The sequence below is a fragment of the Micromonospora coerulea genome, assembly GCF_016598485.1.
Taxonomy (GTDB): Bacteria; Actinomycetota; Actinomycetes; order Mycobacteriales; family Micromonosporaceae; genus Micromonospora; species Micromonospora coerulea.
In genome coordinates this window covers 1-279 of the sequence record NZ_JAEMUW010000125.1, presented here as the reverse complement: position 1 = coordinate 279, position 279 = coordinate 1, and the positions used below count along the sequence as shown (strand labels likewise).

Below are 279 nucleotides of genomic sequence, written 5' to 3'. Positions count from 1 at the left end.
GGCCACCGCGAACACCTCCACACCAAAGCCGACCACCTGTCCCGGCTGCGTGACGGCCGGCCCACCCACAACCCTGCCGCGGCGGCATTGAATGCGAAGCTTGCCCTCCTGCAGGCCGAACACTCGGCGGTGTGCGCGCGGATCCGGCATCTCAACAAGGCTCTTGCCTGGTCGTCGGCGCGGTGGCTCGTCGACCACGCGACCACCCTCGGCGCCACCGTCATCTACGTCGAGGACCTCGCCACGCTCCAGGGCCGTGGCGGGTCACGCAGCCTCAAT

Annotated in this window: 1 protein-coding gene; it reads left to right on the top strand. The window is 69.5% G+C overall.

Annotated features, from left to right (window positions below; genetic code table 11):
- On the top strand, nucleotides 1–279 hold a 279-nt coding region (locus I8N68_RS32570; RefSeq protein ID WP_200216942.1), incomplete at both ends, for a hypothetical protein.